General features: G+C 59.6%; 17 protein-coding genes. 8 read left to right on the top strand and 9 right to left on the bottom strand.

Translation table 11 applies throughout. The annotated features are described in order from the left end of the window. Positions 1 to 264 precede the first annotated feature (264 nt). The 3 genes from IC37_RS09790 to IC37_RS09780 form a co-directional block, all read right to left on the bottom strand. Positions 265 to 1632, bottom strand: a complete 1368-nt coding sequence (locus tag IC37_RS09790) for a DUF3999 domain-containing protein (protein ID WP_030129264.1) — start codon at positions 1630 to 1632, stop codon at positions 265 to 267. Beyond that, the gene (locus IC37_RS09785) at positions 1629 to 5216 is read right to left on the bottom strand and encodes a DUF2339 domain-containing protein (protein ID WP_030129265.1); all 3588 of its coding nucleotides are present in this window, start codon (positions 5214 to 5216) and stop codon (positions 1629 to 1631) included. The genes IC37_RS09790 and IC37_RS09785 overlap by 4 nt, the downstream gene beginning before the upstream one ends. A 304-nt stretch (positions 5217 to 5520) precedes the next feature. Beyond that, on the bottom strand, positions 5521 to 7971 hold the full coding sequence (locus tag IC37_RS09780) for a glycogen/starch/alpha-glucan phosphorylase (protein ID WP_030129266.1): 2451 nt from the start codon (positions 7969 to 7971) through the stop codon (positions 5521 to 5523). Between the two features lie 256 nt (positions 7972 to 8227). On the opposite strand from IC37_RS09780, the gene IC37_RS09775 reads away from it, so the two are divergent. Then, entirely contained in the window at positions 8228 to 8665 is a 438-nt protein-coding gene (locus IC37_RS09775; protein WP_030129267.1) for a YkgJ family cysteine cluster protein, read from the top strand. Positions 8666 to 8890: 225 nt separating this feature from the next. On the opposite strand, the gene typA is transcribed toward IC37_RS09775, so the two are convergent. Then, on the bottom strand, positions 8891 to 10711 hold the full coding sequence (gene typA, locus IC37_RS09770; RefSeq protein ID WP_030129268.1) for a translational GTPase TypA: 1821 nt from the start codon (positions 10709 to 10711) through the stop codon (positions 8891 to 8893). Between the two features lie 137 nt (positions 10712 to 10848). Beyond that, positions 10849 to 12303, bottom strand: a complete 1455-nt coding sequence (gene thiI / locus IC37_RS09765) for a tRNA uracil 4-sulfurtransferase ThiI (RefSeq protein WP_030129269.1) — start codon at positions 12301 to 12303, stop codon at positions 10849 to 10851. A gap of 328 nt (positions 12304 to 12631) precedes the next feature. On the opposite strand from thiI, the gene glnA reads away from it, so the two are divergent. The 6 genes from glnA to ntrC all read left to right on the top strand — a co-directional run bounded on the left by glnA (position 12632) and on the right by ntrC (position 18835). Continuing rightward, positions 12632 to 14038, top strand: a complete 1407-nt coding sequence (gene glnA / locus IC37_RS09755) for a glutamate--ammonia ligase (RefSeq protein WP_007907861.1) — start codon at positions 12632 to 12634, stop codon at positions 14036 to 14038. 133 nt (positions 14039 to 14171) lie between these two features. Further along, positions 14172 to 14720, top strand: a complete 549-nt coding sequence (locus IC37_RS09750) for a chorismate mutase (protein WP_030129270.1) — start codon at positions 14172 to 14174, stop codon at positions 14718 to 14720. A gap of 101 nt (positions 14721 to 14821) precedes the next feature. After that, positions 14822 to 15337: a DUF4124 domain-containing protein gene (locus IC37_RS09745; protein WP_030129271.1), complete on the top strand. Its 516-nt coding sequence runs from the start codon at positions 14822 to 14824 to the stop codon at positions 15335 to 15337. Further along, the gene (locus IC37_RS09740; protein WP_030129272.1) at positions 15334 to 15933 is read left to right on the top strand and encodes a DUF4124 domain-containing protein; all 600 of its coding nucleotides are present in this window, start codon (positions 15334 to 15336) and stop codon (positions 15931 to 15933) included. The genes IC37_RS09745 and IC37_RS09740 overlap by 4 nt, the downstream gene beginning before the upstream one ends. A gap of 383 nt (positions 15934 to 16316) precedes the next feature. Further along, the gene (gene glnL / locus IC37_RS09735) at positions 16317 to 17402 is read left to right on the top strand and encodes a nitrogen regulation protein NR(II) (RefSeq protein WP_030129273.1); all 1086 of its coding nucleotides are present in this window, start codon (positions 16317 to 16319) and stop codon (positions 17400 to 17402) included. Further along, entirely contained in the window at positions 17399 to 18835 is a 1437-nt protein-coding gene (gene ntrC / locus IC37_RS09730; RefSeq protein WP_030129274.1) for a nitrogen regulation protein NR(I), read from the top strand. The genes glnL and ntrC overlap by 4 nt, the downstream gene beginning before the upstream one ends. Before the next feature lie 646 nt (positions 18836 to 19481). Here the strand turns inward: ntrC and IC37_RS09725 are convergent. Continuing rightward, entirely contained in the window at positions 19482 to 19922 is a 441-nt protein-coding gene (locus IC37_RS09725) for a hypothetical protein (RefSeq protein WP_030129275.1), read from the bottom strand. Between IC37_RS09725 and IC37_RS09720 the strand changes: the two genes are divergently transcribed. Beyond that, positions 19921 to 20376, top strand: a complete 456-nt coding sequence (locus IC37_RS09720) for a tRNA (cytidine(34)-2'-O)-methyltransferase (protein ID WP_007949025.1) — start codon at positions 19921 to 19923, stop codon at positions 20374 to 20376. The two genes, IC37_RS09725 and IC37_RS09720, sit on opposite strands and share 2 nt — an antisense overlap. A 172-nt stretch (positions 20377 to 20548) precedes the next feature. Here IC37_RS09720 and secB read toward each other — a convergent pair whose 3' ends face one another. From secB to IC37_RS09705, 3 genes are read right to left on the bottom strand one after another with little or no spacing between them, the layout of a single operon-like run. Further along, positions 20549 to 21034, bottom strand: a complete 486-nt coding sequence (secB, locus tag IC37_RS09715; RefSeq protein WP_030129276.1) for a protein-export chaperone SecB — start codon at positions 21032 to 21034, stop codon at positions 20549 to 20551. A 56-nt stretch (positions 21035 to 21090) separates the two neighbouring features. Next, positions 21091 to 21345: a glutaredoxin 3 gene (grxC, locus tag IC37_RS09710; protein ID WP_007939440.1), complete on the bottom strand. Its 255-nt coding sequence runs from the start codon at positions 21343 to 21345 to the stop codon at positions 21091 to 21093. Position 21346: 1 nt separating this feature from the next. Next, positions 21347 to 21760 (bottom strand): rhodanese-like domain-containing protein, encoded by a 414-nt coding sequence (locus IC37_RS09705; RefSeq protein WP_030129277.1) that lies wholly within the window; start codon positions 21758 to 21760, stop codon positions 21347 to 21349. Between the last annotated feature and the right edge of the window lie 103 nt (positions 21761 to 21863).

Below are 21863 nucleotides of genomic sequence, written 5' to 3'. Positions count from 1 at the left end.
GTTTAGCGCGAGTCGGGGCGCATTTCCTCCTATCAGACGTGATACACCCAATAGAGTTCATGTGCGGGGTAGAGCGTAGTTCGAAATGGGGCCGATGTGGCTTGTGGATCAGTGGCAGATTGAGGTTTTTTTGTGGCTGATAGATCGCTTTCGCGAGCAAGCCCGCTCCCACAGTAGATCTTCAGCGGCCACAACGTTTGTGTACGACCGAGATCCAGTGTGGGAGCGGGCTGGCTCGCGAATGGCGCGCAGCGCCAGCCATCCTCAGGATTTAACAGCAGGTTTGCGCAGCAAACTGAACGCCATGGCCCCCAGAACCAGCACGCTGAGTAACAGCACCGCCCACAACCCGAATTTCTTCCAGTTCGTGTCCGCCACCGTTGGCGCTGTCGCCGCCGGTGTCACCACGACCCCACCCTCAACCGTTGCCTTGCCCAACGCCGCCAACTTCGCAGCGCTGTAATCCGGAATCAGCGTCGACAATGGCAAGCTCGCCGCCTTCACCGTCGCACTCCCCAGCGCCAGCGTATAAGGCCCGGCCCCGCGTGCCAGGAACACCAGTTGCGTGGAGCGCACGGCAAATCGGACGGTCGGCGCTTCGGCGCCCAAGCCGCCGCCACGCTCATCCACCGTCAGCTTCAATTGCTGCACGGTCTGGCCCGGCAGCTGCAATTCATTTTGCACCACGTCCTGGCCATTCTGGGTCAGGCGATAAAGCAAACCGCTGGTCAGTGGTTGCCACGGCAGGCTGGTCTCCCTGCGACCCGACAACGTCACCGGCGCCAGGCTGTTGGGCTGACTCAGTTCGATCTGCAAGCGCTGGACATTCAGCCCCATCGGCAATTGCCAGATGTACTCACCGGCCTTCACGCTGGTGCCAGCCAACGGTTGCGACCAGACCAACGGCAGCGGCAAGGTGCGCGGGTTGGCGCTTTCCAGTTGTGCCGAAGTCAGCACCGGCGCCGACTGCGGTGAACTCCACAGCAAGCGCAAATAGCGCGCCGATTGCCCCGGCAGGCCGACTTCATGTTGCTCGACACGTTCGTCGGCAAACGTCAGACGTGCCACCTGCCCTTCACCCCACGACTGCCAATGCTGCAAATCGTCGCTGGCTTCAATGCTGAAACGCTGGAAACCGTCGCGATCGCTGGTCCAATCGAGGATCAATTGCTGTAACGGCGCCTTGATGCTGCTGGCGTCGAGCAACCAGCCGCGCAGCTCTTCTTCGCCCGCCTCCAACTGGCTGGGCGGCTGCACTTCGATCAACGTGCCGTTGGTGTTCGATTGCACGCGCACACTCGGCGCGCGTTCGGTGGCATCCGCCGAGTTGTACAACGGGAACCACTTCACGTCGTTCAGCGTGCGGTTTTCGCGGGTCTGCGCGGGTTCCCGGGCCAGAGCATAAGCCTGAGGCTCACCGGCGGCGTTGAACACGCGTAGATCGCTGAGATCGGTTTGCCGCGCTTTCAGTTGCACGCTCAAGGGTAATTCCAGGCGATACCACGGGCCCTCGCCACTCACCGACAACGGCACCTGCGTGGCAAAGTCCGGCGGTTTTTCCTGCGCGCCGGCCGACAGCGTCACACCCAGCACCACAGCACCCCACCACCCCAGGTTCAGCTTCTGACTCAAGACGACACTCCTTCGGTTTCAGGGGCCGGTTTTTCAACATCCGGCACAGCTTCGGCACGCTTGGGCGGCAACGGAGCGAAATACCCCACCACCAACAGCAACACGCCAACGCCGATAAACGACACGATCCGCGCCAGCCCGCCACGGTTACTCAGTTCCACGAAGAACAGCTTGGCGACCACCAGCGCGATCAGCGCCGCGCCGATCAGCCAGACTTCGCGGCGATGATGCAGATGCCCACCGATCATCAGACTCAGGGCCATCAGGGTCCAGACGATGGACAGGCCCGCCTGCACCAGCATCGACTCAAGCAGCAGATCCAGCGCGTACGGCACGCCGCCCCAATGATGGGCCGTGCGCATCACCAGCGCGGTGAAAAAGACGAACAGCGAAACCCCGGCAATCACTTGCGTGGCGTTATCGGTGTACTCCTTGCGTATCGCCAGTTGCGTCACAGCGCTGCGAGACCAGACGTAAACGCCAAACAAAGCAAACAACAGGCCCAGCTCCAGCGGGTTGATCAGCGGCACATACGGCAATGGCTCAGCGGTGCCGTCACTGGCGATGTTCGCCAACCAGAACCAGCCGAGCATCAACAAGGCCAACGGCGCAGCGGCATAGACCCGATACTCGCGAGGATACTCCGACACCGGCCATGGCCACGCCCGCGGTGCGGCCATCAGCACCAGATACAGGCTCGGCAGAATCGCCCAGCCCAGCCAGCGCCAGGCGTTGTACTGCTCCGACAACAGCAGCAGACCGTAACGCAGTTCCAGGGCCAACACGCCGATCAACAGCCAGCAGCCGAGCACATGGGCGGTGCTCAGGGCTGTTGCGGGCAGCGTCGGCGCCAGACGCCGCAGCGAGATGAAATGCACCACAAACACCGCAGCCCAAACCAGCCAGCCGACGTTGGCGGCCGGGTGATAACGCGAATGCCAGGCCGCGAGCAGCACCAGACCTGCTGCGGGAATCAGCAAGGTGCAGAGCAAGCCCAGCGACGACCACTTCAGGCGCAGCGCCAATACCGTCCACAGCGTGACACTCACGGCGGCGACGGCCAGCAACAAAGTGGCTTGCAGATTCAACGGCGCAAAGCGCAGCACTTCGCTGACCCACGCCAGCACCCACCAACCCGCGCCCCATACCAGCAACACTTCGGACAAGCGCTGCAGGCTCAACCCATCGAAGGCCGAAGCATGATTGCCGAGCTGCAAACGCCAAGCCCCGACGAACGCAGCCAGACCCAGCACCAGTGGCGTCCAGAAACCGCTATGCGCCAGCGGTCGCAACCCTTCGCTGAGCAGCGGGCCGAGCAGGTCCGGCCCGGCGAACAGGAACGCAGCGCCACCGATCACCTGCAACAGCAGACCAAAGACAAAACTCACGCGCTGCTTCAGGTACAGGCTCAGCCAGATGATGAACAAACCACTGGCGGCCCACACCGCGCTCGCGGTTTGCCATGGCAACACGAACAACACCGCGAGGTTGATCAGCACCAGACCGGCCAGCAACACCACCGACAAGCCGCGCAGCAAACGCACGTCACGGCGCACCATTTCGTCGCGGGCCGCCAGCAACATCCCGGCGATCAACGCCAGCCCGATCAGGGACGCGCTGAGCAAACCGCTCCAACCGGCACTGAACACGGCGGCAGACTCACCGCCCGCCCCTTGCAGTCGTAACAGGAACAACGCACCGCCGAGCAGTTGCACAGCGAACGCGGTGAACAGAAAGGTTCGCGATTGCAGACGCAGGCCGACAAACAGCGTCGCCAACCCGGCCAGCGCCCAGCTGATCGCCGTGCCATGAGTGAAGAAGAACAGCGGCGCCAGCAGATAGAGGAACGTCAGCCCCAGACAGGCCAGCACCGGTAGCGCTTGGCGCTCCCACTGCGACGCCTGTTCAGGCAACGCTTTGCGCAATTGGTAGAAGCTGAACAGCAGCGCCACGCCGAGCATCAACGCCCCCAGCGGTGCGCCATCGAGCAGGCTGCTCTCGCCGATCCGCAGCTCACTGAGGAAGGCCAGTGCCGAGCCCAGTTGCAGCAGCAAGGCAAAGGCTCGCGCCAGTGGTCGTTGTTGACGCAGGCCGAGCCAGAAAATCCCCGCGCCTTCCACCGCCCAGGCAGCTGCAGTCCAACGCGCGTCGAGCCCCAAGGGAATCGCCAGGCTGGCGAAGATCACCCCTAGCGCCAGACAGGTTTCCGCCAACAACAGCGCTCGACCGCCCATCAGCAACCGGGCCAGCCCCATGTAAATAATGCCCAGGGCCAAGGCGCTGAAAGCAGCGGCAAATTCCAGATGTTCCACCAGCGCGAACTGCAAACCGAAACCCACCAGCGGTGGCGCGAACAACATGGTGCCGTCGACGTAATCGCCCTTGCGCGCCGACCAGTGCAGCAGTGCATCGCGGCTGTCGTCCTCGGGCGCGTCGCTCATTTCCAGCAGCTTGCGCCGAGCAAACAACAAACCGATGGCCAGGTACATCAGGAAAAACAGAATCAGGAACGGCTCGGTACTCCACAGCAATTCCGGCGTATAGGAACGCAGGCCCCAGGCCAACCCGATGCCGAAGGTGCCGACAAAACCGATCAGGTTAAGCAGCCGCCAGGCCTTGAACCACGCGATGGCGAGGATGCCGGCATTGAGCAAGGCAAAATAGCTGAACAGCGCGACATGGTTGCCAGCGCCGGTAGAGGTCAGGATCGGCGCGGCGAAACCGCCCAGCGCGGCAGCGGCGGCCAGGCCCAGGGCGTTTTGGGTAATGGCGAGAATCGCCGAGAACACCGTCACCACCACCAGCAGCCCCAGTGCCGCCGTCGGGTCGAGCAGCGGGTGCAAACGCATCGCGGCAAATACAGTCAGGTACAGCACCGCGATCCCGGTGCCTTGCAGCATCAGTGCGTAATTGCTGTTGCGCAGGCGCAACCACCAGCCCAGCGCGAGCAAGCCCAAGGCCGCCGCCGCGACACCGGCGTAACGCAACTCGACCGGCACCACCACGCCTTCAGTGGCGTAGCGCAACAGGAAGGCCAAACCGAGAAACAACAGCACCACGCCAACCCGCAGCACGGTATTGCCGCCGAACAACCAGTAACGCGCGCCGCTGATGGCGCGCTCGATGAAGTTCGGGCCACGAGGCGCCGCAGGTTGTTGCGGTTCACGGGTAACCGGTTCGGGTTTCCAGAGATCATCGGGCAGTGGACGACTGGTTTCGGCGGCAGCCGCTGTGATGGGTTCGAATTCGGGCGGTAGCTCCCAGATCAGCTCCGGGGAGGCGACAGGGACTTGCTCGAGAATGATTTCAGGGGATGGAACCGGTTCGCTGGTCGCAGGTTCACTGGCTTCAGGTGTTTTGACGCCCGACACTTCCAGCAACGCCAATCGCTGCTCGACCGCATTCAGCGCAACCTGCGCCTGATCGAGCAAGCGCCGCTGCTCGGCGGTTTGAGTAGTCAAGCGGCCGATGCGAATGGCTTGGCCAATACCCAGCCCGAGCAAAGCGCCCAACAGCGCATCGCTGAACGACTCGTCAAGCATCCAGCCGAGCAGCAGCCCAATCAGCATGAACATCCATTGCATGGTCGATATCCCTAAGCAGCCCCGCGGTGGGGCAAATCCGGGCGATATAGCGTCAAGGCTCAGTCTAGTGAGAAGACACCCGGAGTCCAGTGTGAGAGCAGATTGCATCTGCACCACAAATCCAATGTGGGAGCGGCGGTGCGGCGATCCGACTTGCTCGCGAAGAGGGCCTGACATTCGACATTGATGTTGAATGTCAGGCCCTCTTCGCGAGCAAGCCCGCTCCCACAAGGGTCAAGTTGGTGCTTAGTATATCGATCAGGCCCAACGGACGTTGGGCCTTACGCACATTTGTCGCTAAAAGTTACTCCAACGCTTTCCAGATATCCGTGGCGTACTCGCGAATGGTCCGGTCGGACGAGAACCAGCCCATCCGCGCGCTGCTCAATACCGCCGAGCGCCACCATTCTTTGGAGTCGTGCCAATGAGCCTCGACCCGCATCTGAGCGTTCCAGTAAGAGTCGAAATCGGCGCAGACCAGGAAGCGGTCGTAGTCCACCAGCGAATCGATCAGCGTGGTGTAGCGGGACGGATCGTCCGGTGAGAACACCCCGCCGCGAATCGCTTGCAGCACATCGTTGAGTCGATGGGAGGCGGCGATGTCCGGTGCCGCGTTGAACTCATGGTTGAACTTGCGCGCCTCCACTTGCTCGGCGCTAAGGCCGAAGATGAACATGTGTTCGACACCAATGCGCTCGCTCATCTCCACGTTGGCCCCGTCCAGGGTGCCGATGGTCAGCGCGCCGTTGAGGCCGAATTTCATGTTGCTGGTGCCCGAGGCTTCGAAGCCGGCGGTGGAAATCTGTTCCGACAAATCCGCCGCCGGAATGATGCTTTCGGCCAGGCTGACGTTGTAGTTGGGCAAGAACACCACTTTGAGCAAACCACGCACGGTCGGGTCGTTGTTGACCACCCGGGCGATGTCGTTGGTCAGCTTGATAATCAACTTGGCCTGGTGATAACTGGCCGCCGCTTTGCCGGCGAAGATTTTCACCCGCGGCACCCAGTCGATTTCCGGTTCGGCACGAATCGCCTGATACAGCGCGACGGTGTGCAGCAGGTTGAGCAACTGACGTTTGTATTCGTGGATTCGCTTGACCTGCACATCGAACATTGCCGCCGGGTTGATCGCGACCCCCAGCCGTTCATGAATCAGGTACGCCAGGGCTTTCTTGCTGTGCAGCCGCTGTTCGGCGAACTGTTTGCGGAAAGCAGTCTTCTCGGCAAACGGTTCCAGCCCGATCAGGCGTTCTTCGGGGTTATCCAGCAGATCCGGGCCGAGGGCGTCGACCATCATCGAGGTCAGCTCGGGGTTGGCCTGATAGAGCCAGCGGCGGAAGGTAATGCCGTTGGTCTTGTTGTTGATCCGCTCCGGATAGAGTTTATGCAGTTCGGAGAACACCGTGCTGCGCATCAGCTGCGTGTGCAGGCCAGACACGCCGTTGACGCTGTGAGAACCAAGGAATGCCAGGTTGCCCATGCGCACACGACGACCGTTGTCCTCCTCGATCAGCGACACCGCACGCAACACGTCGAAATCGTGAACGCCCTTGGCCCGCAATGAGTCTATGTGCTGGGCGTTGATCAAATAAATGATCTGCATGTGCCGTGGCAGCATCCGCTCCATCAAACCGACCGGCCAGGTTTCCAGCGCTTCCGGCAACAGCGTGTGGTTGGTGTACGACAGCGTGTCGACAGTGACCTGCCACGCCGCATCCCACGCCACGTCATAAACGTCGACCAACTGACGCATCAACTCGGCCACGGCAATCGAGGGGTGAGTGTCGTTGAGTTGAATGGCCGCGTGATCACCCAAGGTCAGCACCGAGGTGTGCATGTTGCGATGGCGGCGCAGCAAATCCTGCAGGGATGCAGCGACGAAGAAGTATTCCTGACGCAGGCGCAGCTCCTGCCCGGCCTCGGTGCTGTCCGCCGGGTAGAGCACGCGGGAGATACTTTCGGCCCGGGCCACTTCTGCTACCGCGCCCAGATGGTCGCCAGCGTTGAAGCGTTCCAGGTGCAACTCCTCCATGGCCCGGGCACGCCACAGCCGCAGCGTGTTGACACTCGCGCCTTGCCAACCGACCACCGGAGTGTCATAGGCAATGGCCCGCACGGTTTCCGCCGGGGACCAGACTTGCCTGGATTTGCCGCTTTCATCGGTCACGGTTTCGACACTACCGCCGAAGCCGATCGGGTAGGCGACCTCCGGCCGTTCGAACTCCCACGGGTTGCCGAAATCCAGCCAGTGTTCGGTCTGCTCCTGCTGCCAGCCGTCGACGATGGCCTGGCGGAACAAACCGTGTTCGTAACGAATGCCGTAACCATGGCCGGCGATGCCAAGGGTCGACATGCTTTCCATGAAGCACGCCGCCAGACGTCCGAGGCCTCCGTTGCCCAGTGCCGCATCGGGCTCCAGCAGACGAATGCGTTCGATGTCGACGCCAAGCTCGGTCATGGCCTCGCGAGCCACATCGAGCAGGCCGAGGTTGCTCAGGCTGTCGTAGAGCAAGCGGCCGATAAGGAATTCAAGGGAGAGGTAATAGACCCGCTTCTGACCATTACGGTAGATCTGCCGGGTGTGGTCCATCCAGTGCTCGACCATGTGATCGCGCGCCGCCAGGGCGATGGCTTCGAACCAGTCGTGGTCGAAGGCGTGATCCGGGTCTTTGCCCACCGCGTAGGTAAGCTTGGTCAAGACGGCGTCGCGGAATGCGGCCACCTCTGCTTCGCGAACAAGTGGTTCTTGAGTCATCGATAGGACCTCGAGCGAGCGTGAAGTTGTCTGAGCCTAGTCGGTCTGACAGACCATTGAGACTCTGGTTCGGCAGTTTTCCCTGTTAGTGCGAGATAGATCGACATTACGTTGTCGCGTGCCAGAAACAATGCAGGGGCCGTGCCGGACACAGGGATAATTTTGCGCCAAGCGAAAAAATCTGGCGAAAGGTTGTTCAAAAATCCACCAGTCCCGGTATCATCGCGCGCCCTGATGCACACGCTGGTAACAACCGATGATGAAGCCCAACCTGATCGCCGCCGCGGAGATCGATCGCCTCGATACCTGGGCCAAGTACTCTGCCCCGATGTGCGGTTCCTGCGTTTCCAGCTGCTGCACCTTGCCGGTCGAGGTCAAGATCAAGGATCTGATCCGTATCGGCATCGTCGACGAATTCGAGCGTGGCGACCCGCCGAAGAACATCGCCAAGCGTTTGCAGAAGGAAGGGATCGTCGAGCGCTATAACCAGAAGTCCGAGATCTTCACCCTTCAGCGCATGAGCAACAACGATTGCCTGTACCTGGATCGTAAGAGCCGTTTGTGCACTATTTATGATAAGCGCCCGGACACCTGCCGCAACCACCCGAAGATCGGACCGCGGCCGGGGTATTGCGCGTACAAGCCCAAAGAAGTGGTGCGCGAGAGCAATCCGCGGACGCTGGACAAGTTCTAAACAATCGTAGAGTTCTTCAGCGATTGACAAACCGCTTTCGCGAGCAAGCCCGCTCCCACCTTCAATCTCCAGCGTACACAAAGTTTGTGTACGACCGAGATTCAGTGTGGGAGCGGGCTTGCTCGCGAAGGGGCCCTGCCAAACGCTGCAAAAAACCCAGACAAACAAAAACGCCCCCGACCTTACGATCGGGGGCGTTTTTTTAAGCGCTAACTAAGTCGAAACTCAGTTACCCGCTTTCTTGGCAGCGCGGGTACGCTCGCTTTCGCCCAGGATCTTCTTACGAAGACGGATGGACTTAGGAGTGACTTCGCACAATTCGTCTTCTTGAACGAATTCCAGAGCCTGCTCCAGGGTGAAGCGGATAGGCGGAACCAGAGCGATGGTTTCGTCTTTACCCGAAGCACGCATGTTGTCGAGCTTCTTGCCTTTGGTTGGGTTGACGCCCAGATCGTTGTCGCGGCTGTTGATGCCGACGATTTGACCTTCGTACACGTCTTCACCGTGACCCAGGAACAGTTTGCCGCGAGCTTGCAGGGTTTCCAGCGAGTAAGTCAGCGCCTTACCGGTAGCAACCGAAACCAGCACGCCGTTCTGACGGCCGGACATGTCGCCGGACTTCATCACGTCGTAACGGTCGAAGATCGAGGTCAGGATGCCTGCACCGGAGGTCAGGGTCAGGAACTCGTTACGGAAACCGATCAAGCCACGAGCCGGGATGTTGTACTCAAGGCGCACACGGCCCTTGCCATCCGGAACCATGTTGGTCAGGTCGCCTTTACGGATACCGATCTGTTCCATGATCGAACCTTGCGATTCTTCTGGCAGGTCGATGGTCACGTTTTCGTACGGTTCGTGCTTGACGCCGTCAACCATGCGGATGATCACTTCCGGACGACCAACACCCATTTCGAAGCCTTCGCGACGCATGGTTTCGATCAGTACCGAGAGGTGCAGCTCACCACGGCCGGAAACTTTGAACTTGTCAGCCGAGTCGCCTTCTTCAACGCGCAGAGCAACGTTGTAGAGCAGTTCTTTGTCCAGACGTTCTTTGATGTTACGGCTGGTGACGAACTTGCCTTCTTTACCGCAGAAAGGCGAGTCGTTTACCTGGAAGGTCATGGAAACGGTTGGTTCGTCGACGGTCAACGGCTTCATCGCTTCAACAGCGGTTGGGTCGCACAGAGTGTCGGAGATGAACAGCTGGTCGAAACCGCTGATGCAGACGATGTCGCCGGCAGCTGCTTCTTCAACGTCGATGCGGTGCAGGCCGTGGTGACCCATCAGCTTCAGGATACGACCGTTACGCTTCTTGCCGTCGGCGTCGATAGCAACAACCGGAGTGTTCGGCTTGATGCGACCACGAGCGATACGGCCAACGCCGATAACACCCAGGAAGCTGTTGTAGTCCAGAGCGGAGATTTGCATCTGGAACGGACCGTCACGGTCGACTTTCGGCGCAGGTACGTTGTCGACGATCGACTGGTACAGCGGGGTCATGTCTTCAGCCATGTCGGTGTGGTCAAGACCAGCAATACCGTTCAGGGCCGAGGCGTAGACGACTTTGAAATCCAGCTGTTCTTCGGTAGCACCCAGGTTGTCGAACAGGTCGAAGATCTGGTCCAGAACCCAGTCCGGACGCGCGCCTGGACGGTCAACCTTGTTGATGACCACGATTGGACGCAGGCCGGCTTCGAAAGCCTTCTTGGTCACGAAACGGGTTTGCGGCATAGGGCCGTCTTGAGCGTCAACCAGCAGCAGAACGGAGTCAACCATCGACATTACGCGTTCAACTTCGCCGCCGAAGTCGGCGTGGCCCGGGGTGTCCACGATGTTGATGTGGTAGCCGTTCCAGTTGATGGCGGTGTTTTTCGCCAGAATGGTAATACCGCGCTCTTTCTCCTGGTCGTTGGAGTCCATCACGCGCTCGTCGTTGAGCTCGTTGCGCTCCAGGGTGCCGGATTGACGCAAGAGTTTGTCTACCAGGGTGGTTTTACCATGGTCAACGTGAGCAATGATGGCGATGTTGCGTAGATTTTCGATCACTTGTGTATCTCGATCAGAGGATTCGGTGTGCTGACAAGTCTTGGCAGCGATTAACGTTGCGTCCGTAAAGCCGTTACAGCTTGACGGCGGCGTCGGGGGGCCGGTGACGCAGGCCACAGGCAAACAGCCCCGGGCACTTAGCTCGGTCGATAAACGCGCACATTGGCATGCCCCTCACTGAGCAAATGGTGGGCATGCAGGCGACTCATCACGCCTTTGTCGCAATAGAGCAGGTACTGGCGAGTAGGGTCCAGTTCCTTGAAACGAGCGTTCAGTGCATAAAACGGCATCGTTTGTACCTCGACGCCAGAAAGCGTAAGGGGGTCGTCTTCAGCGGCATCAGGATGACGGATGTCGATGACGATTTGCCCCGCCAGCGCTTCGCTGACTTCTTCAATCTGCAAGTCCTGGCCCAATTCGTCGATCACGCGATCGATCGGCACCAGTTTGGCGTTCTCGAGCGCACGCTCGAGTACCGCCATATCGAATTCTTTCTCTTCATGCTCCACGCGATGGCGCTTGGCATGAGTCTTGGGGTTCACCGAGATGACCCCGCAGTATTCCGGCATGTGCTTGGCGAAGTCGGCGGTGCCGATTTCGTTGGCCAGGTCGATGATGTCCTGCTTGTGACTGGCGATCAGCGGACGCAAGACCAGCTTGTCGGTTACGCAGTCGATCACGGACAGGTTCGGCAACGTCTGACTCGACACCTGGGAAATCGCTTCGCCGGTGACCAGCGCTTCGATGTCCAGCCGATCGGCAATACGGGAAGCAGCGCGCAACATCATACGCTTCAAAACTACACCCATATGACTGTTATCGACTTTCCCGAGAATTTCTCCCAGTACTTCCTCGAACGGCACACTGACAAATAACACGCGTTGGGAGCTGCCGTACTTCTTCCAGATGAAGTGCGCGACTTCCATGACGCCCAGTTCGTGGGCACGTCCGCCCAGATTGAAGAAGCAGAAATGGCTCATCAGCCCGCGGCGCATGATCTGGTAGGCGGCGACAGTGGAGTCGAAGCCGCCGGACATCAGTACAAGTGTCTGTTCCAGGGCACCCAGCGGGTAACCGCCGATGCTGTTGTGCTGGCTGTGGATCACGAACAACCGTTTGTCGCGAATTTCGATGCGAACTTCGATTTCAGGCTCTTTGAGCGAGATTCCGGAGGCACCACACTGACGACGCAACTGGCTGCCGACGTATTTCTCGACATCCATGGAGCTGAATTCGTGCTTGCCGGCACGCTTGCAGCGCACCGAAAAGATCTTCCCGGCCAACGAGTCACCGAAATGCTGTTTGCACTTGGCGACGATGTCGTCGAAGTCACCCAGCGGGTATTCATCGACCTGCAGAAAATGCGCGATGCCCGGCATGCAGCTCAGGCGCTCGGTCATCTCCCTCAGGGCTTTCGGCTCGCTGACGCGGGTTTCCAGCTCGAGATTGTCCCACACACCGTTCACCACCACAGCCGGGTCCAGATCGCGGAGCACGGTACGGATGTTTTTGGCCAACTGGCGGATGAAACGCATCCGTACCGGGCGGCTCTTGATGGTGATCTCGGGGAAGACTTTTACGATTAGTTTCATGAAAACAGCGCGCGCTGGGCCAGCCGAAAAAGGGGGGCGCGGATTATAGCGGAAATTGCTCAAGGTTTAACCAGTTAATGTGCAGAAGGTTTTGCGCGCACCAAAACAGGTCATTTATGGATTTCAACGCTACATTACAGGGCGGTGTTTGGCGCTTTTTGAGGCTTTGCACCTTTATAAGCGTGATATTGGGGCAAAAAACCCATGGTGGGGCACTGGCATGCAATTTGCTCCCTTGTGAGGCAGGTTGCCTTGGCAGAGTATTCGCGCCGGCATCACCCACATTTAAGGGCATCCACTACTAGCCCTAAGCCACCCGGAGGACACTATGTCGAAGTCGGTTCAACTCATCAAAGATCATGACGTCAAGTGGATTGATCTGCGCTTCACGGACACCAAAGGCACTCAGCACCACGTGACCATGCCGGCTCGCGATGGGCTGGATGAAGCTTTCTTCGAAGAAGGCAAAATGTTCGATGGTTCCTCCATCGCCGGCTGGAAAGGCATCGAAGCCTCCGACATGATCCTGATGCCGGACGACAGCACTGCCGTTCTCGACCCGTTCACCGAAGAGCCGACCCTGATCCTGGTTTGCGACGTGATCGAGCCTTCGACCATGCAAGGCTACGACCGTGACCCACGTGCGATCGCCAAGCGTGCCGAGGAATACCTGAAGTCCACCGGTATCGGCGACACTGTATTCGTAGGTCCAGAGCCTGAGTTCTTCATCTTCGACGAAGTGAAGTTCAAGTCCGACATCTCCGGCTCCATGTTCAAAATCTTCTCCGAACAGGGTTCGTGGATGTCTGACCAGGACGTGGAAGGCGGCAACAAAGGCCACCGTCCAGGCGTCAAAGGCGGCTACTTCCCTGTTCCGCCGTTCGACCACGACCACGAAATCCGTACCTCCATGTGCAACGCCATGGAAGAAATGGGCCTGGTCATCGAAGTTCACCACCACGAAGTGGCGACTGCCGGTCAGAACGAAATCGGCGTGAAGTTCAACACCCTGGTGGCCAAGGCTGACGAAGTTCAAACCCTGAAGTACTGCGTACACAACGTTGCTGACGCATACGGCCGCACCGCGACCTTCATGCCTAAGCCTCTGTACGGCGACAACGGTTCGGGTATGCACGTTCACCTGTCCATCGCCAAAGATGGCAAGAACACCTTCGCTGGCGAAGGTTATGCCGGCCTGTCCGATACCGCTCTGTACTTCATCGGCGGCATCATCAAGCACGGTAAGGCGCTGAACGGCTTCACCAACCCGTCGACCAACTCCTACAAGCGTCTGGTCCCAGGTTTCGAAGCGCCAGTGATGCTGGCCTACTCGGCTCGCAACCGTTCGGCTTCGATCCGTATTCCTTACGTGTCCAGCCCTCGCGCTCGCCGTATCGAAGCTCGCTTCCCGGATCCAGCAGCTAACCCGTACCTGGGCTTCGCTGCACTGTTGATGGCTGGCCTGGACGGCATCCAGAACAAGATCCACCCAGGCGACGCCGCTGACAAAAACCTGTACGACCTGCCGCCTGAAGAGGCGAAAGAGATCCCACAAGTTTGCGGTAGCCTGAAAGAAGCCCTGGAAGAGCTGGACAAAGGTCGTGCGTTCCTGACCAAAGGCGGCGTTTTCAGCGACGACTTCATCGACGCTTACATCGCCCTGAAAAGCGAAGAAGAAATCAAGGTTCGTACCTTCGTACACCCACTGGAATATGAGCTGTACTACAGCTGCTGATCCGGTAGCGCTGCGACACGCGGCGTGACAAAAAGAGGCCTCCTTCGGTAGGCCTTTTTTATGGGCGACCGTCTGTCATCGGATGCCCGGTTGCGTGCATCATGGCCTTCATCCGATAAAGCCGAGATGCCCCGTGCGCCTACGCCCATGCCTTGCCCTGCTCACCGCCCTGCTGACCAACAGCGCTTTTGCCAGCCCGGCACCTGCCGCCCTCGCCCCGCTGCTTGGCACCATCGAAGAACGCCTGGCAATTGCCGATCAGGTCGCGCTGAGCAAATGGGACAGCGGTAAACCGGTCGAAGACCGTCAGCGCGAGCGCGAGGTCATTGCCGGCGCTGTCGCCCTGGCACCTGCCTATAAATTGAGCAACGAAGCTGTCGAACAGTTCTTCTCGGCGCAGATCGAGGCCAACAAACTGGTGCAATATGCGCACCTGTCTGACTGGCATGCTCAAGGCAAGGCGCCCAACGATCCTCGCCCCGATCTCGTCGGGCAGATCCGCCCGCAACTCGATGAGTTACAAAAACGCCTGCTGCAACAACTGGCCGATTTCAGCCCTTATCGCAACGACCCGCAGTGTCCGTCCTGGCTGACCAAGGCCAATAAAACCGGCAACCAAGCGCCATTGCGTGAGCTTGCCCAGGTACGTGCCACCGCTGAGTTGTGCAGCGCCAGCCGTTGAACCGACCTGCCGATGTGCGCTGAAGTGCTCTATGCTCAGCGCTTAGTCGCCATGAACGGAACAGGGCCGGACACTTGCCCAACGGCCAATGGAAGCCTGCAATGCGCTCATTGTTGTTATGCCTGCTTGTGCTGATCGCCCTGCCCGCCACCGCGCAGATCTACAAATACATCGACGCCAACGGTAATACCGCCTACAGCAATCAACCGCCCGATGGCGTAAAGGCTCAGCCCGTGGAGTTGCCACCGCTCAACAGCGTCGAGCTTCAACCACCGAGTGAGCCAGTAGCGCCTGCGCAATCCAGTCGCCGTGAACAGCCCAACAGCGCCTATCAGGTGCTGGAGCTGACCGGTCTGCCCACCGAAGAAGCCTTGCGCGCGAACAACGGCACGTTCACGGTTGGCGTATTGATCCAGCCGCGCCTGCAAGGCCCTCATCGATTGAGGTTGTTCCTGGACGATCAACCTTACGGCCAACCGAGCAACGTCCCGATTCTGCAACTGGTGAACATCGACCGTGGCGAACACCGCCTCGCGGTTCAGGTGATCGATGGGCAAAATGTCGTGCAGCAGAGCCCCACCGTGACTTTCACCGTACAACGGGTGCATAAGCCTTGAGGTTCTGGCTGTTGGTCGCCTGCCTGATCAGCCTGCCGGCAACGGCCGAGGTCTTCACCTACATCGATGCCCAAGGCAACCGGGTTTTCACCGATCAGCCAGGCACCCGTAACGCCAAACGTGTGCCACTGGCGACCAGCAATCGAATGTCGGCCAACCCGAGCGGCGCCGCGCCAATGACAGCCACGAAAGCCAAACCCCTGTTTCATTACGACATGCTTCGTGTGCTGGTGCCGGACCCGGATGCCACGATCCGTAGCACCGCCGGTGAATTGATCGTCAGCGTTACCAGCGAACCCGGCCTGCAACAGGGCCATCGCTATCGTCTGCTGCTGGATGGCCAACCCACCGCCGAGCCCGGCCCAAGCCCGGTGTTCGCCCTGAGCAACATCGACCGCGGCAGCCATCACCTGTCGGTGGAAATCCTCGACGAACAGGGCCGTACCGTCGAACGCACGGCCAATCAACCGTTCCACATGCAGCGCATTTCCCTCGCGCAGAAACGTCAGGTCAAACCCTGCGTCCTTACCGACTACGGCCAACGGCCGGAATGTCCCCTCAAAGACAAACCCGAAGAAGAAAAAAGCTTCTTCTGACGTTGATGCCAGTCAATTAAGCGCAACCCATGTGGGAGCGGGCTTGCTCGCGAAGACGGCGGCACAGTCAGCATTGATGTCGCCTGACATACCGCTTTCGCGAGCAAGCCCGCACCCACAGGTTTCGCATCTGTGCTGACTGAGCTTCTTTTACTTCGTTCAGCTTTGCGCACTATATTGGTGCAAGAGAGTGCACAGTACTCACATCCCAACCCATTTTGGTTCGAAAGTACCCGCAAAAGCTGGCAGAACGCCACGCAAATGAGCGTCAAACGCCTGTTTCAGGCTCCAAACGCTTCTTTTCGGAGCCTTGGTTTGGTTTTTGCATTTTCCCCGTATCGGCGCGTTATTCATGCGCATGCCCTGCTCCAAAAGAGGTCCTGATGACCATTAGCGACGCACTACACCGCTTGCTACTCGACAACCTGACCACCGCCACCATTCTGCTCGACGCCGAACTGCGTCTTGAGTACATGAACCCGGCGGCGGAGATGCTACTGGCCATCAGCGGTCAGCGAAGCCATGGGCAGTTCATCAGCGAGTTGTTCACCGAGTCCACCGAAGCGCTGAATTCCCTGCGCCAGGCGGTCGAGCAGGCGCATCCGTTCACCAAACGTGAAGCGATGCTCACCGCCCTCACCGGCCAGACCCTGACCGTCGACTACGCCGTGACGCCCATCCTGAGCAATGGCGCTACGCTGCTGCTGCTGGAGGTTCACCCGCGTGACCGCTTGCTGCGGATCACCAAGGAAGAGGCGCAACTGTCGAAACAGGAAACCAGCAAGATGCTGGTACGCGGCCTCGCCCATGAAATCAAAAACCCTCTCGGCGGGATTCGTGGCGCGGCTCAGCTGCTCGCCCGTGAATTGCCGGAAGAAAGCCTGCGCGATTACACCAACGTCATCATTGAAGAAGCCGATCGCCTGCGCAATCTGGTGGATCGCATGCTCGGTTCCAACAAACTGCCGTCATTGGCCATGTGCAACGTCCATGAAGTGCTGGAGCGCGTGGGTCAGTTAGTAGAGGCCGAGAGTCAGGGCCGCATCACTTTGGTGCGCGACTACGATCCAAGCATTCCGGATGTCTTGATTGATCGCGAACAGATGATTCAAGCCGTGCTGAACATCGTGCGTAACGCGATGCAGGCAATCAGCAGCCAGAACGAACTGCGCCTTGGCCGCATCAGCTTGCGTACCCGCGCCATGCGCCAATTCACCATCGGCCACGTGCGTCATCGCCTGGTGACCAAGATCGAAATCATCGACAACGGCCCGGGGATCCCCGCCGAGTTGCAGGAAACCATCTTCTTCCCCATGGTCAGCGGCCGCCCGGACGGTACCGGGCTCGGCCTGGCCATTACCCAGAACATCATCAGCCAGCACCAGGGCCTGATCGAATGTGACAGCCATCCAGGCCACACCACGTTCTCGATCTTTCTGCCACTGGAACAAGGAGCCACATCGACATGAGCCGTAGTGAAACCGTGTGGATCGTCGATGACGACCGTTCTATCCGTTGGGTCCTGGAAAAAGCCTTGCAGCAGGAAGGCATGACCACGCAAAGCTTCGACAGCGCCGATGGCGTGATGAGCCGCCTGGCGCGTCAGCAGCCGGACGTGATCATCTCCGACATCCGCATGCCGGGTGCCAGCGGTCTGGACCTTCTGGCACGGATTCGCGAACAACACCCACGGCTGCCGGTGATCATCATGACCGCGCACTCCGATCTGGACAGCGCTGTCGCGTCTTATCAGGGCGGCGCGTTCGAATACCTGCCCAAGCCGTTCGATGTCGACGAAGCCGTGTCGCTGGTCAAGCGCGCCAACCAGCACGCTCAGGAACAGCAAGGCCTGGAAGTCCCGGTCGCCCTGACCCGTACGCCAGAAATCATCGGTGAAGCACCGGCGATGCAGGAAGTGTTTCGCGCCATCGGGCGCTTGAGCCACTCCAACATCACCGTGCTGATCAACGGCGAATCCGGTACCGGTAAAGAGCTGGTGGCGCATGCCCTGCACCGCCATAGCCCACGGGCGGCCTCGCCATTCATTGCGCTGAACATGGCGGCGATCCCCAAGGACCTGATGGAGTCCGAACTATTCGGCCATGAAAAAGGCGCATTCACTGGCGCGGCCAACCTGCGTCGTGGGCGTTTTGAGCAGGCGGATGGCGGCACGCTGTTCCTCGATGAAATCGGTGACATGCCGGCGGACACTCAGACCCGTTTGCTGCGGGTATTGGCAGACGGCGAGTTCTATCGTGTCGGCGGCCATGTGCCGGTGAAGGTCGATGTGCGAATCATCGCCGCGACACACCAGAATCTGGAAACCCTGGTGCATGCCGGAAAATTCCGTGAGGACTTGTTTCACCGCCTCAACGTGATTCGCATCCACATTCCACGAATGTCGGACCGTCGCGAAGACATCCCGACCCTGGCCAAGCACTTCCTTGGCCGCGCCGCGCAAGAACTGGCAGTGGAACCAAAGCTGCTGAAAAGCGAAACCGAGGAATACCTGAAGAACCTGCCGTGGCCAGGCAACGTGCGTCAGCTGGAGAATACTTGCCGCTGGATCACGGTGATGGCTTCGGGTCGCGAAGTACACATCAGCGATCTGCCGCCGGAGCTGCTGAGCCTGCCGCAGGATTCGGCGCCGGTGACCAACTGGGAGCAAGCGCTGCGCCAGTGGGCTGATCAGGCTCTCGCTCGCGGTCAGTCGAGTCTGCTCGACAGCGCCGTGCCGAGTTTCGAGCGGATAATGATCGAAACCGCCCTCAAACACACCGCCGGCCGCCGCCGCGATGCCGCCGTGTTGCTGGGCTGGGGGCGTAATACCCTGACGCGCAAGATCAAGGAATTGGGGATGAAGGTTGATAGTGGGGATGATGATGAGGGGGATGAGGGCTAGTTAGTGCTTTCAATCTTCGTCGTTCACCTGATCGTTCCCACGCTCCCGCGTGGGAATGCCTCAATGGACGCTCCGCGTCCGCTTCGGCAGGGACGCGGAGCGTCCCGGGCTGCAATTCCCACGCAGAGCGTGGGAACGATCCAATAGACCCTCTGTGCACCGCCGCAATGCACCGTGAACCGCAATCGCGCACGGCAACAGATCCGAAATCCCGCCTGCGTTCGCAATCGAACCCCTATCGAAAAAACACGAAAGCCCCGGAATACGGGGCTTTCGACGTTTCAGCGCGACATTCTGTTGCAACTTGTTAAAAACTGGCACGCCCCCTGCAATAGTCCAATCAGTGATTCGATTCACTACCCAGTTTCGGGGACCTTGGTACAGGCAGGCCGGGGATTCCCCTCTTTACACCGGGCTCATACCGCAACTGCGACGAGCCCATCCCGTTTTGGGGTCCTTGGTACAGGCAGGCCGGGGATTCCTTCTTTACACCGGGCTCATACCGCAACTGCGACGAGCCCATCCCGCTTTGGGGTCCTTGGTACAGGCAGGCCGGGGATTCCTTCTTTACACCGGGCTCACGACGTAATGCGCGAGCCCTGCCGTTTTGGGAACCTTGGTACAGGCAGGCCGGGGATTCCCTCTTTTATTGCTCTCGGAGATGGATCTCCAGCCGCCAGCGGTCATCGACCTCGCTACCGGCCCACTCGCCCTGCAGCGGCCGGGCCGCCACCACCGTCAGCAACAATCCGCCATCACTCAACCGCGTTCGCCAGCTCACGTCCTTGCCGTTGAGCTTGAGCTGACCTTTCTGCGCACGGCCTTGCGCCTCGAACAACAGCGCCACGCTGCCGTCGACCAGCTCGCCGTGGGTTTTGGGTTCGTTGTTGAACCACACCACCAGCCCATCGTTCGTCACCTCGACTTGCTGTAAAACGCTGGGGTCGGGCGCGGTCAGGCGACCAATCATCAGACCCACCATCACCCCGACAATCGCCAGCGAAGCCATCACCCGCGGGAATAGTTTCGAACGAGGATCCTTTGGCGGCGTAGAATGCCCGTCATCTTTATCTTCGGAGCCGTGCATGTTTCACGTCATCCTTTTCCAACCAGAAATTCCGCCGAATACCGGCAACGTTATCAGGCTGTGCGCCAACAGTGGCTGCCACCTGCATTTGATCGAACCGCTGGGCTTCGAGATGGACGACAAGCGTCTGCGCCGGGCCGGCCTCGATTACCATGAGTATGCCACCCTGCAACGCCACGCAGACCTCGCCAGCTGCCTGGAAAGCCTCGGCCATCCACGGCTGTTCGCCTTTACCACCAAGGGCTCGCGGCCATTTCACGACGCCAGCTTCGCCGAGGGCGATGCCTTCCTGTTCGGCCCGGAAAGCCGTGGTTTGCCGGCAGAAGTACTCGATGCCCTGCCCGGCGAACAGCGCCTGCGCCTGCCGATGCGTGAAGGCTGTCGCAGTCTGAACCTGTCCAACACCGTGGCCGTCGCCGTGTACGAAGGCTGGCGCCAGCTCGGGTTCAAGTAACCCCGCGACTGATCGTTCCCACGCTCCGCGTGGGAATGCAGCCCGTGACGCTCCGCGTCACTGGACGCGGAGCGTCCCTAGAGGCATTCCCACGCAGAGCGTGGGAACGATCATCTCCCGCCCAAGAAAAAAGCGCCTGTTACGGCGCTTTTTTCGTTTCTGCATCGAACGCTTATTGCACAGTCGGGGTTTCGCCCGCGGCCTGCATGCGTTGCAGCTCTTGTGCGTACAGCGCATCGAAGTTCACCGGGGCCAGCATCAGGGCCGGGAACGAACCGCGGGTCACCAGGCTGTCCAGGGTTTCGCGAGCGTACGGAAACAGGATGTTTGGGCAGAACGCGCCGAGCGTGTGGCTCATCGAAGCGTCGTCCAGGTTCTTGATCAGGAAGATCCCGGCCTGTTGCACTTCAGCGATGAACGCCACTTCTTCACCGTTTTTCACGGTGACCGACAGGGTCAGCACGACTTCGTGGAAGTCACCTTCCAGTGCCTTCTGACGGGTGTTCAGATCCAGACCGACACTCGGCTCCCACTGCTGGCGGAAGATCGCCGGGCTTTTCGGGGCTTCGAAGGACAAGTCGCGTACGTAGATGCGCTGCAAGGAGAATTGCGGTGCGGTTTCTTCTTCGCTAGCTGCAGAGTTCTGTTGGTCAGTCATCTCAGATCCTTTCTGATCTCGGGTCTTTTAGGGTTGGCTATTTTCAAGTAAGGCAGTCAGGCCTTGAGCATGGCGTCGAGCTTGCCGGCGCGCTCCAGGGCAAACAAATCATCACAACCGCCAACGTGGGTGCTGCCGATCCAGATCTGCGGCACGGACGTACGCCCGGCCTTCTGAGCCATCGCGGCACGCACCTGCGGCTTGCCATCGACCTTGATCTCTTCGAAGGCTACGCCTTTGTTCTCGAGCAAGTACTTGGCTCGCGAACAATAAGGGCAGTAATCGCTGGAATAGACGACGACATTGTTCATATCACTTCACCAGCGGCAGATTGTCGGCCTTCCAGCTGGAAATACCGCCGGACAGCTTGGCGGCGGTGAAGCCGGATTTCATCAGTTCGCGGGCATGAGTGCCGGCAGTCTGGCCCATGGCGTCGACCAGGATAATGGTCTTGGCCTTGTGCTTTTCCAGTTCGCCGACGCGAGCGGTCAGTTTGTCCTGAGGAATGTTCAACGCGCCAACGATGTGACCAGCGGCGAAATCCTTGGTCGGACGAATGTCAATCACCACGCCTGCATCCTTGTTGACCAGCCCGGTCAGTTCACCAGTGCTCAGGCTGCGACCGCCGCCCTGCATCTGATAAGCGATCAGCAACGCCAGCAGTACGACGAAGATACCGACGAGCAAATAGTGGTTAGTGGCAAATTCAATCAGGTGAGCAACCATCGAAGGAGGTTCCAGGGCGTTAAAATGTCGGCCAGTATACACAGCCGCTATGGTCGGCCAAACCCCGTCCGGCGGTGACGCGGTCGGAACTTCGCTTTAAACT

This window comes from Pseudomonas sp. QTF5 (assembly GCF_000512695.2).
GTDB lineage: Bacteria > Pseudomonadota > Gammaproteobacteria > Pseudomonadales > Pseudomonadaceae > Aquipseudomonas.
Note: the sequence above shows the minus strand (reverse complement) of the source record. Positions and strands in the feature narration are given on the sequence as shown.